The 12,726-nt window shown below is 43.3% G+C and carries 6 protein-coding genes; all 6 read left to right on the forward strand.

Going from position 1 to position 12,726, the window contains the following annotated elements; translation table 11 throughout:
* The first annotated feature begins 270 nt into the window (after window positions 1–270).
* The 6 genes from AB4371_RS12430 (at window position 271) to AB4371_RS12455 (ending at window position 12,683) form a co-directional block, all read left to right on the forward strand.
* Entirely contained in the window at window positions 271–2,049 is a 1,779-nt protein-coding gene (locus AB4371_RS12430) for a sodium:solute symporter family transporter (RefSeq protein ID WP_017061477.1), read from the forward strand.
* 218 nt (window positions 2,050–2,267) lie between these two features.
* Window positions 2,268–4,346: a DUF4962 domain-containing protein gene (locus AB4371_RS12435; protein WP_102320523.1), complete on the forward strand. Its 2,079-nt coding sequence runs from the start codon at window positions 2,268–2,270 to the stop codon at window positions 4,344–4,346.
* A gap of 541 nt (window positions 4,347–4,887) precedes the next feature.
* The gene (locus AB4371_RS12440; protein WP_048607064.1) at window positions 4,888–5,769 is read left to right on the forward strand and encodes an NAD(P)-dependent oxidoreductase; all 882 of its coding nucleotides are present in this window, start codon (window positions 4,888–4,890) and stop codon (window positions 5,767–5,769) included.
* A gap of 1,067 nt (window positions 5,770–6,836) precedes the next feature.
* Window positions 6,837–8,708: a methyl-accepting chemotaxis protein gene (locus AB4371_RS12445; protein WP_017069950.1), complete on the forward strand. Its 1,872-nt coding sequence runs from the start codon at window positions 6,837–6,839 to the stop codon at window positions 8,706–8,708.
* A 237-nt stretch (window positions 8,709–8,945) separates the two neighbouring features.
* On the forward strand, window positions 8,946–10,688 hold the full coding sequence (locus AB4371_RS12450; RefSeq protein ID WP_136981710.1) for a polysaccharide lyase family 7 protein: 1,743 nt from the start codon (window positions 8,946–8,948) through the stop codon (window positions 10,686–10,688).
* A 426-nt stretch (window positions 10,689–11,114) separates the two neighbouring features.
* Entirely contained in the window at window positions 11,115–12,683 is a 1,569-nt protein-coding gene (locus AB4371_RS12455; RefSeq protein ID WP_017069952.1) for a polysaccharide lyase family 7 protein, read from the forward strand.
* The last annotated feature ends 43 nt before the right edge of the window (window positions 12,684–12,726 follow it).

Consider the following 12,726-nt stretch of genomic DNA (forward strand, 5'->3'; position numbering starts at 1 on the left):
ATTTGTTAATAAGTGTGCAAAGTCTCACTTTTTTTTAAGTCTTTGATTTTAATAGGTGTGGTGTTCTTTGTCCTTGGTTTTTTGAGTTTTTACCTCAAACACCAGTAATTGCCTTAATGGATTGGCCATATTCCATCCTATGTCATATATATAATTAACTTAATCAATCAAAATAAGATCGCCATCACTTATTTGGATTATTGTACTACAAATAAAGTTTGAGATTTCCTATAGTCCTCGTAACAAAATACAACGGACAAAGGATACACGATGGAACTCAACACGATTATTGTCGGCATTTATTTCCTATTCTTGATTGCGATAGGTTGGATGTTTAGAACATTTACAAGTACCACCAGTGACTACTTCCGCGGGGGCGGTAACATGTTGTGGTGGATGGTTGGTGCAACCGCCTTTATGACCCAGTTTAGTGCATGGACATTCACCGGTGCGGCAGGTAAAGCGTATAACGATGGTTTTGCAGTAGCGGTCATCTTCGTAGCCAACGCATTTGGTTACTTCATGAACTTCGCATACTTTGCTCCAAAGTTCCGTCAACTACGTGTAGTAACGGTAATCGAAGCAATTCGTATGCGTTTCGGTGCGACTAACGAACAAGTGTTCACTTGGTCTTCAATGCCAAACAGTGTTGTTTCTGCCGGTGTATGGTTAAACGCACTAGCAATCATCGCTTCTGGTATCTTCGGTTTCGACATGACAGCAACTATCTGGATTACCGGTTTGGTTGTATTGGCAATGTCTGTAACGGGCGGCTCATGGGCGGTAATCGCATCTGACTTTATGCAGATGGTTATCATCATGGCAGTAACCGTGACATGTGCAGTTGTTGCTGTTGTTCAAGGTGGCGGTGTTGGTGAAATCGTGAATAACTTCCCTGTAGCGGAAGGCGGTTCTTTCCTTTCTGGTAACAACATTAACTACTTAAGCATCTTCAGCATTTGGGCATTCTTCATCTTCGTGAAGCAGTTCTCTATTACTAACAACATGCTTAACTCTTACCGTTACCTAGCGGCTAAAGACTCAAAGAACGCGAAGAAAGCGGCGCTACTAGCGTGTGTGCTAATGCTTTGTGGTGTATTCATCTGGTTCATGCCTTCTTGGTACATTGCAGGTCAAGGTGTCGACCTAGCAGCAGCTTACCCAGAAGCAGGTAAGAAAGCGGGTGACTTTGCTTACCTATACTTTGTACAAGAATACATGCCAGCAGGTATGGTCGGCCTTCTAGTTGCGGCGATGTTTGCAGCGACAATGTCGTCAATGGATTCTGGTCTAAACCGTAACTCAGGTATCTTTGTTAAGAACTTCTATGAACCAATCGTTCGTAAAGGTACGGCTAGCGAAAAAGAACTAGTAACGGTTTCTAAGATTACTTCTGCCGTGTTTGGTATTGCTATCATCCTTATTGCACAGTTCATCAACTCGCTTAAAGGTTTGAGCCTGTTCGATACCATGATGTATGTAGGCGCACTTATCGGCTTCCCAATGACAATTCCTGCATTCCTTGGCTTCTTTATTAAGAAGACTCCAGACTGGGCTGGTTGGGGTACGCTAGTGGTTGGTGGTTTTGTTTCTTACTACGTGGGTTTCGTTGTTAACGCTGAAATGGTGTCTTCAATCTTCGGTCTAGAAGAGCTAACAAGCCGTGAATGGTCTGATGTTAAGGTTGCTATCGGTCTGATTGCTCACATTACGCTGACAGGTGGTTTCTTCATCCTATCAACTCTGTTCTACAAGCCATTAACTGAGAAGCGTCAAGCAGACGTTGATAAGTTCTTCGGTAACCTGTCTACTCCATTAGTTGCGGAGTCAGCAGAACAGAAAGTACTGGATAACAAACAGCGTGAAATGCTTGGTAAACTGATTGCGGTAGCGGGTGTCGGTATCATGCTAATGGCTCTACTCACTAACCCAATGTGGGGACGTCTAGTCTTCATACTTTGTGGTGTGATTGTTGGTGGTGTTGGTGTGCTATTGGTTAAAGCGGTCGATGACGGCGGCAAGCAAGCGAAAGCAGTAACTGAAAGCTAATACATAGAAAACGATTATAATAGAATGCGACGACTCGAAAGGGCGTCGCATTTTTTGTTCTGCGACACGGAAAAACTGTCAGGTGGAAGATATCTGACCTAAATCACGAAAACTGTACAAAATGGTTCAATCGAATCGAAATATATTCAATTGTCCTACAATAAGACGTATATTGTTGCTAATTCCTTTCAACCAACTTGAAAAATAAGTGAGTTAGAATGAGCGACCAAAAATCTCTTGATGCAATCAGGAAGATGAAGCTGGAGAATGATACTTCAGCAGGTAATCTTGTAGACCTACTCCCTATCGAAGTACAGAAACGTGACTTCGACCTATCATTCCTAGACAACTTGAGCGAAGCACGTCCACGTCTTCTTGTTCAAGCAGATCAGTTAGAAGAATTCAAAGCGAAAGTGAAAGCTGATGAAGCTCACTGCATGTTTGATGATTTCTACAATAACTCGACAGTTAAGTTCGTTGAGACTGCTCCTTTCGAAGAGCCTCAAGCGTACCCAGCTGACACGGTAGGCAAAGCTTCTCTATGGCGTCCTTACTGGCGTCAAATGTACGTTGATTGCCAAATGGCACTAAACGCGACACGTAACCTAGCAATTGCTGGTGTTGTGAAAGAAGACGAAGCGCTAATTGCTAAAGCAAAAGCTTGGACTCTAAAACTGTCTACGTACGATCCAGAAGGCGTGACTTCTCGTGGCTATAACGATGAAGCGGCTTTCCGTGTTATCGCGGCTATGGCTTGGGGTTACGACTGGCTACACGGCTACTTCACAGATGAAGAACGTCAGCAAGTTCAAGATGCTTTGATTGAGCGTCTAGACGAAATCATGCACCACCTGAAAGTGACGGTTGATCTATTGAACAACCCACTGAACAGCCACGGTGTTCGTTCTATCTCTTCTGCTATCATCCCAACGTGTATCGCGCTTTACCACGATCACCCGAAAGCAGGCGAGTACATTGCATACGCACTAGAATACTACGCAGTACACTACCCACCATGGGGCGGTGTAGACGGCGGTTGGGCTGAAGGTCCTGACTACTGGAACACGCAAACTGCATTCCTAGGCGAAGCATTCGATCTATTGAAAGCATACTGTGGCGTAGACATGTTTAACAAAACATTCTACGAAAACACAGGTGATTTCCCGCTTTACTGCATGCCTGTTCACTCTAAGCGCGCGAGCTTCTGTGACCAGTCTTCAATCGGTGATTTCCCAGGTCTAAAACTGGCTTACAACATCAAGCATTACGCAGGTGTTAACCAGAAGCCTGAGTATGTTTGGTACTACAACCAACTGAAAGGCCGTGATACTGAAGCACACACCAAATTCTACAACTTCGGTTGGTGGGACTTCGGTTACGATGATCTTCGCTTTAACTTCCTTTGGGATGCACCTGAAGAGAAAGCACCATCGAATGACCCACTGTTGAAAGTATTCCCAATCACGGGTTGGGCTGCATTCCACAACAAGATGACTGAGCGTGATAACCATATTCACATGGTATTCAAATGTTCTCCGTTTGGCTCAATCAGCCACTCTCACGGTGACCAAAACGCATTCACGTTGCATGCATTCGGTGAAACGCTAGCGTCAATCACTGGCTACTACGGTGGTTTCGGTGTTGATATGCACACGAAATGGCGTCGTCAAACGTTCTCTAAGAACCTTCCACTATTTGGCGGTAAAGGTCAGTATGGCGAGAACAAGAATACAGGCTACGAAAACCATCAAGATCGCTTCTGTATCGAAGCGGGCGGCAACATCTCTGATTTCGACACTGAATCTGATGTGAAGATGGTTGAAGGTGATGCGACAGCGTCTTACAAGTACTTCGTTCCTGAAATTGAATCTTACAAGCGTAAGGTCTGGTTTGTTCAAGGTAAAGTATTCGTAATGCAAGACAAGGCAACGCTTTCTGAAGAGAAAGACATGACTTGGCTAATGCATACAACTTTCGCAAACGACGTGGCAGACAAGTCTTTCACTATCCGTGGCGAAGTTGCACACCTAGACGTAAACTTCATCAACGAATCAGCTGACAACATCACTTCAGTTAAGAATGTTGAAGGTTTTGGCGAAGTTGACCCATACGAGTTCAAAGATCTTGAAATCCACCGTCACGTTGAAGTGGAATTCAAGCCATCGAAAGAGCACAACATCCTGACGCTTCTTGTTCCTAATAAGAACGAAGGCGAGCAAGTTGAAGTGTCTCACAAGCTTGAAGGCAACACGCTAATGCTAAATGTTGACGGTGAAACAGTTTCAATCGAACTGTAATTCGCTGAAGTAACAGAAGCTAGATACTAAAAACTCCGAGTGAAAGCTCGGAGTTTTTTTGTTTGCACAGAACAGGCAGTAGCCTACGAGGTGGGAAGAGGTTGCGTTGGTTAGTTAGAGGCTAAGTAGCAAGAGTGCCAGGCTTAGTAAGTGGCGACAAAACTTGGTTTAAAACCCGTGTTCAGTAAACCTTACTAAGGCTAGGGCAGTGACTGTCTTCCAATAATTTGTCAACTACTGACAGTGGGCAGCCTTAATCTTGTCTGAAAAAAGGGACGGCAGGTTAATAATCGTTATTGGAGTGGCTTATTCTCATTAATCGTATGACATTTAGAGTGCATTATTTCATCAATAGGTTATTTTTTGATTGGGATATCGCTCTTGTAAGTACAAAGCGTGACTATATTTTCTCGTAAAGTGAATCCCCGTCACAACTTGCGTCTAAGCATTGAAGGATTACCCTAAAACTATTGCGTAACGGAAAAGACGTCGTTATTATAATGACCATATAATCATACAATACTATATTTGGAGTTTGAACATGACTAAACCTGTAATCGGTTTCATTGGCCTAGGTCTTATGGGCGGCAACATGGTTGAAAACCTACAAAAGCGCGGCTACCACGTAAACGTAATGGATCTAAGCGCTGAAGCTGTTGCTCGCGTTACAGATCGCGGCAACGCAACTGCATTCACTTCTGCTAAAGAACTAGCTGCTGCAAGTGACATCGTTCAGTTTTGTCTTACAACTTCTGCTGTTGTTGAAAAAATCGTTTACGGCGAAGACGGCGTTCTAGCGGGCATCAAAGAAGGCGCAGTACTAGTAGACTTCGGTACTTCTATCCCTGCTTCTACTAAGCAAATCGGCGCAGCTCTTGCTGAAAAAGGCGCGGGCATGATCGACGCACCTCTAGGTCGTACTCCTGCACACGCTAAAGATGGTCTTCTGAACATCATGGCTGCTGGCGACATGGAAACTTTCAACAAAGTTAAACCTGTTCTTGAAGAGCAAGGCGAAAACGTATTCCACCTAGGCGCTCTAGGTTCTGGTCACGTGACTAAGCTTGTAAACAACTTCATGGGTATGACGACTGTTGCGACTATGTCTCAAGCTTTCGCTGTTGCTCAACGCGCTGGTGTTGATGGCCAACAACTGTTTGACATCATGTCTGCAGGTCCATCTAACTCTCCGTTCATGCAATTCTGTAAGTTCTATGCGGTAGACGGCGAAGAGAAGCTAGGTTTCTCTGTTGCTAACGCAAACAAAGACCTTGGTTACTTCCTTGCTCTTTGTGAAGAGCTAGGTACTGAGTCTCTAATCGCTCAAGGTACTGCAACTAGCCTACAAGCTGCTGTTGACGCAGGAATGGGTAACAACGACGTACCAGTAATCTTCGACTACTTCGCTAAACTAGAGAAGTAATCGACGTACGACCTCGCTAGGGTATTGCCTGTCTTTTTAGGCGGCGATACCTCAGCGAGGTTCGTTTTTATCTGCCATACCCAACCCTTTGTTCCCTCGTTAAACTCTTCTACTTCTACTTCTACTTCTACTTCTACTTCTACTTCCTCAGCTACACCTACTCAAAACTCTGTTCAACTTTGTTACTGCCTCAATTCCTATTTTTGTATCTATATCTATATCTATATCTATTTGTAAATTCAAAGCCTTCTAGCACCAACTCACTCACTTTTCCTCGCAAGCTTAAACCAGTGCACTTAACTGATTGTTGGCGATGGCTTAACACCGCTCGTATATCGGGTCTGAAAAGAAAGTAAAAAAAAACCCACACAGCTGGTGACTGTATGGGCATGTTCGGACGAGCCGTCTGGAAAAACAAATGATCAATAGCAAGTGAAAAAACGAATAACGAGATCCCCCGACAGTTTCTACGTTAAACGCGTTCAATGACCTTAAAGCGGCTGCTTCAATTATCACTTTGAATTGAACAAAAGCATCCAGAAAGAACTTAAGTTATGATTCAAATACACCATAACTTAAGGCTTATTGTATTACAAATAAATTTTAATATTGAATGCCTTTAGTGAATGGTTAGTTGGTAGAAGTGTGAGTTAAGACTCATTTTTGCATACTATTAGGTAGCGTGGGACAGTAAAATCTGGTGATGATAATTATCGACAGAAATATGACTTTTCACTATGAAATTGGACGTTTTACAAATTTATAGTGATTTTATTCAATGAGATGAAAGTCAAAACGCATAAATGATAACTATGTCACAGGGCTATTTTAGCCAGTTTTAATATATCAAGATTGCTCACAGAATGATCGGTCAATTAAACATACAATATTAATTAAATTGATGGTTGTGACGATGGAACGGCATGAACAAGTTTTGCTTCCCGTATCTTCGAATATCTAAAAAATGACCATTTCATTCGGATAAAAATAATAGACATAGGTTGATATGGATTATGAGTTTTATGAATTCAAAATTGTCTCTAGGGTTTAAAGGAAAATTGATTTTAATGGTGGCGATCGTCAGTTCCAGTGCCTTGGCATTTACGAACTGGTTCACGCTTAACTTGGCGACTGATCAAGTAAACCAAACGATTTATAACGAGATTGATCACTCGTTAACGATAGAAATTAATCAGATTGAAAGCACCGTCCAGCGCACCATCGATACGGTCAATTCCGTTGCACAAGAGTTCATGAAATCCCCATACCAAGTACCAAACGAAGCACTCATGCATTATGCTGCAAAGCTGGGTGGCATTGACAAGATTGTGGTGGGTTTTGACGACGGCCGTTCTTATACCTCTCGCCCTTCAGAGTCTTTTCCTAACGGTGTAGGGATAAAAGAAAAATACAATCCAACCGTTCGACCTTGGTATCAACAAGCCAAATTGAAATCAGGCTTATCTTTTAGTGATCTGTTTTTCACTAAGAGTACTCAAGTGCCTATGATCGGTGTGACCTACTCATACCAAGATCGTGTCATCATGGCCGACATACGTTTTGACGATTTGGAAACTCAGCTTAAACAGCTGGACAGTATCTACGAAGCCAAAGGCATTATTATCGACGAGAAAGGGATGGTGGTCGCTTCAACAGTCGAAAACGTACTTCCGCAAAGCAATATATCTTCTGCAGATACTCAGATGAGACTCAATAGTGCCATTGAACAGCCTGACCAATTCATTGAGGGTGTGATTGATGGCAACCAGAGAATTTTGATGGCCAAGAAAGTGGATATTGGCAGCCAGAAAGAATGGTACATGATATCTAGTATCGATCCTGAACTCGCGCTCAATCAGTTGAATGGCGTGATGTCGAGTGCGCGTATCCTTATCGTGGCATGTGTGCTTGGCTCGGTGATATTGATGATTTTACTGCTGAATCGCTTCTACCGCCCAATCGTGTCACTGAGAAAAATCGTCCACGATCTATCTCAAGGTAACGGAGACCTGACTCAAAGGCTTGTTGAGAAGGGGAATGATGACTTAGGGCATATCGCCAAAGACATCAACTTGTTCATCATTGGTCTGCAAGAGATGGTTAAGGACGTCAAATTTAAGAACTCGGATCTCGATACTAAGGTACTGAGTATTCGTGAAGGTTGTAAAGAAACCAGCGATGTACTGAAAGTTCACACTGATGAAACGGTTCAAGTGGTCTCTGCAATTAACGGCTTATCTGAAGCATCAAACGAAGTCGAGAAGAGTTCTCAGTCGGCGGCAGAAGCAGCAAGAGAGGCCGCTGTGTTCAGTGATGAGACGAAACAAATTAACACCGTGACGGAAACCTATATCAGTGATCTTGAGAAGCAAGTCTGCACCACCTCTGATGATATTCGCTCAATGGCGAATGAAACGCAGAGCATCCAGTCTATCGTGTCTGTGATTGGAGGAATTGCGGAACAAACTAATTTGCTGGCATTGAATGCGTCAATTGAAGCGGCGAGAGCGGGTGAGCATGGCCGAGGTTTCGCGGTGGTTGCTGATGAAGTCCGTGCGTTAGCCAACCGAACTCAAATCAGTACTTCTGAAATTGATGAAGCGCTGTCTGGCTTGCAGTCTAAATCAGATGGTTTGGTTAAATCGATTGAGTTGACCAAAAGTAACTGTGAAATGACGCGTGCCCAAGTGGTTCAAGCGGTAAATATGTTGGCCAAGCTAACGGAACAGATGGAAACGGTAAGTCGTTTTAATAACGATATTTCGGGTTCGTCTGTTGAGCAGAACGCCCTTATTCAGAGCATTGCTAAGAACATGCATAAGATTGAAAGCTTTGTTGAGGAGCTTAATAAGCTAAGCCAAGATCAGTTGATTGAATCAGCAGAAATCAAAACACTTAACGGCAGCGTTAGTGACTTGATGAGCAGCTTTAAGGTTTAACTTTTCTAATATTTATATTTAAAAATCAACATACTAAGTTTAGTTGTTGATCTGAGAGCCACTCAATAGCTTGCGAGTTTAGAGTGGCCTTTCTGCGTTTTTCTTGAGTCTAACTCTACGCAATACTCATTCATCCCACTTCATTTGCCGCATCTCACATTCTGATAAATATATAATTGACATAAAATAGTACAAATATACATTGTCACTCTATTCTTATGGATAAGTGAGATAAATGTGAATAAGCCAATCTTCGTCGTAGTACTCGCTTCGCTTACGTATGGCTGCGGTGGAAGCAGCTCCAGTGACAGCAGTGATCCTTCCGATACCAATAACCCAGGAATGCCCGCTGGTGTTGTTGCTCCCTATGATATTACCAAGTATCAAAACATCCTTTCCAGCTCAGATCTTCAGGTCTCTGATCCTAATGGAGAGGAGGGCAATAAAACCTCTGAAGTCAAAGATGGTAACTTCGATGGTTATGTCAGTGATTATTTTTATGCTGATAAAGAGACGGAAAATCTTATCTTCAAAATGACGAACTACAAGATGCGTTCTGAGGTTCGTGAGGGAGAAAACTTCGATATCAATGAAACGGGTGTAAGACGAAGCTTGTATGCGGAAATAAGCTTACCTGATATCGAGCATGCAATGGCGAGTTCACCTGCCGACCATGATGAAGTGACGTTGCTGCAGATACACAATAAGGGGACTGATGAGAGTGGTACGGGTTATATCCCTCATCCGCTATTGCGTGTGGTTTGGGAGCAAGAACGAGATGGCCTCACAGGTCACTACTGGGCAGTCATGAAAAACAATGCCATTGATTGTAGCAGCGCTGCTGACTCTTCGGATTGTTATGCCACGTCATACAATCGCTACGATTTAGGTGAGGCGGAATTGGACAGTTTTACCAAATTTGATCTTTCTGTTTATGAGAACACACTGTCGCTCAAAGTGAATGATGAAGTAAAAGTGAATCAAGACATCGCTTACTGGCAGCATTTATTGAGCTACTTCAAAGCGGGTATCTATAACCAATTTGAGAATGGTGAAGCGATTGCTTACTATCAGGCGTTGAGATACACCACGACTCAAATCGATGGATCAAACGATTGGGACATTAATGATTGGAAGCTGACTATTCCACCGAGTAAGAATGATTGGTATGGAAGCGGTGGTGACAGTGCTGCTGAGTTAGAACCAGAACGTTGTGAATCGAGTAAAGATCTTCTTTCAAATGACAGCGATGTGTACGACAGTGATATTGATCTTTCTTACTTCAATACTGATGAAGGAAGAATGCACTTTAGAGCGGATATGGGATACGGCACCTCTACCCAAAACTCTAGCTATATTCGCTCTGAGCTCAGGGAGTTGTATCAAAGCAGTGTTCAACCGGATTGTAGCACCAGCGATGAAGATACAAGTTGGTATTTGGACGACACTAGAACGAACGCTACCAGTCACGAGTTAACCGCAAGCTTGCGAATTGAAGATTACCCGAACATCAACAATCAAGATCCAAAAGTGGTACTTGGACAAATCCATGGTTGGAAGATCAATCAAGCATTGGTGAAACTATTATGGGAAGGCGAGAGTAAGCCAGTAAGAGTGATACTGAACTCTGATTTTGAGCGCAACAACCAAGACTGTAATCATTGTGACCCGTTCAGTGTCGAGTTAGGGACTTATTCGGCAAGTGAAGAGTGGCGATATACGATTCGTGCCAATCAAGACGGTATCTACTTGGCGACTCATGATTTAGATGGAACCAACACCGTTTCTCATTTAATCCCTTGGGGACAAGATTACACAGATAAAGATGGGGACACGGTTTCGTTAACATCAGATTGGACATCGACAGACATCGCTTTCTATTTCAAAGCGGGCATCTACCCACAATTTAAGCCTGATAGCGACTATGCGGGCGAAGTGTTTGATGTGAGCTTTAGTTCTCTTAGAGCTGAACATTATTGAATTAGCTAACGTTTGAGTAACAACAATGACTGCTTTAAAGACCATATTGATTCCTAACAATGTGGTCTTTTTTTAACTGCTGCGACACTGGTGAATGAGATGTTCTGAACGATAAATGCTCTGCTCGAGTGATGCACATTCTCACCATTACCGCTCGGATTTTTCGCCCTTGATAGCCCATTTCGCATTCTAAATTTTCATATGTTGTCTTTTATCAATAGGAAGTGTGATCCAGTTAAAGTATGGAAAAAGCGAAAAGTGTTCCCAGTCTCATTTATTCAACGAAGTGTTTTATTTGTATTATAAGATTACGTAATATTTTTGTGTTATCGCAAATACTGAGAGAGAAAACGCCTTATAGCTCGTGTTTGCCAATTTATCTTTCACTTACGAACGCTGTCTTTGTATTATAATAATGGATTAGATATGAAACAAATTACTCTAAAAACCTTACTCGCTTCTTCTATTTTACTTGCAGTTGGTTGTGCGAGCACGAGCACACCGACTGTTGATTTCCCAAATAACAAAGAAACTGGTGAAGCGCTTCTGACGCCAGTTGCTGTTGCCGCTAGTAGCCATGATGGTAACGGACCTGATCGTCTCATTGACCAAGACCTAACTACACGTTGGTCTTCAGCGGGTGACGGTGAGTGGGCAATGCTAGATTATGGTTCAGTTCAAGAATTTGATGCGGTTCAAGCATCTTTCAGCAAAGGTAACGAGCGCCAGTCTAAATTTGATATTCAAGTAAGTGTCGATGGTGAAACCTGGACAACCGTACTTGAAAACCAACTGAGCTCAGGTAAAGCGATCGGCCTAGAGCGTTTCCAATTCGAGCCAGCAGTGCAAGCGCGCTACGTAAGATACGTTGGTCACGGTAACACCAAAAATGGTTGGAACAGTGTGACAGGGTTAGCTGCGGTTAACTGTAACATTAACGCATGTCCTGCTAGCCATATCATCACTTCAGACGTGGTAGCAGCAGAAGCAGTTATTATCGCTGAAATGAAAGCAGTGGAAAAAGCACGTAAAGATGCGCGCAAAGATCTTCGTTCAGGTAACTTTGGTGTAGCAGCGGTTTACCCTTGTGAGACCTCAGTTGAATGTGACACACGCAGTGCACTGCCAGTTCCGACAGGCCTGCCAGCGACACCAGTTGCAGGTAACGCGCCAAGCGAAAACTTTGACATGACGCATTGGTACCTATCTCAACCATTCGACCATGACAAAAACGGTAAGCCTGATGATGTTTCTGAGTGGAACCTTGCAAACGGTTACCAACACCCAGAGATCTTCTACACAGCTGACGATGGTGGTCTAGTCTTCAAGTCTTACGTGAAAGGTGTTCGTACCTCTAAAAATACTAAGTATGCGCGTACAGAGCTTCGCGAAATGATGCGCCGTGGTGACCAGTCTATTAGCACTAAAGGTGTTAACAAGAACAACTGGGTATTCTCAAGCGCACCTGAGTCTGACTTAGAAGCTGCTGCTGGTATTGATGGCGTTTTAGAAGCAACGTTGAAAATCGATCACGCAACAACAACAGGTAATGCGAACGAAGTAGGCCGCTTTATCATTGGTCAGATTCACGATCAAAACGATGAACCAATTCGTTTGTACTACCGTAAACTGCCAAACCAAGCAACGGGTGCGGTTTACTTCGCACACGAAAGCCAAGACGCAACTAAAGAGGACTTCTACCCTCTAGTGGGCGACATGACGGCTGAAGTGGGTGACGATGGTATCGCACTTGGCGAAGTGTTCAGCTACCGTATTGACGTTAAAGGCAACACGATGACTGTAACGTTAATGCGTGAAGGCAAAGACGACGTTGTACAAGTGGTTGATATGAGCAACAGCGGCTACGACGTAGGCGGCAAGTACATGTACTTCAAAGCCGGTGTTTACAACCAAAACATCAGCGGCGACCTAGACGATTACTCACAAGCGACTTTCTACCAACTAGACGTATCGCACGATCAATACAAAAAGTAATCTAACCGAATAACACTTAATACTAAAGCTATCGCAATAGCCT

This window comes from Vibrio sp. 10N.261.51.A3 (assembly GCF_041471965.1).
In the GTDB taxonomy this organism is placed as follows: Bacteria; Pseudomonadota; Gammaproteobacteria; order Enterobacterales; family Vibrionaceae; genus Vibrio; species Vibrio crassostreae_C.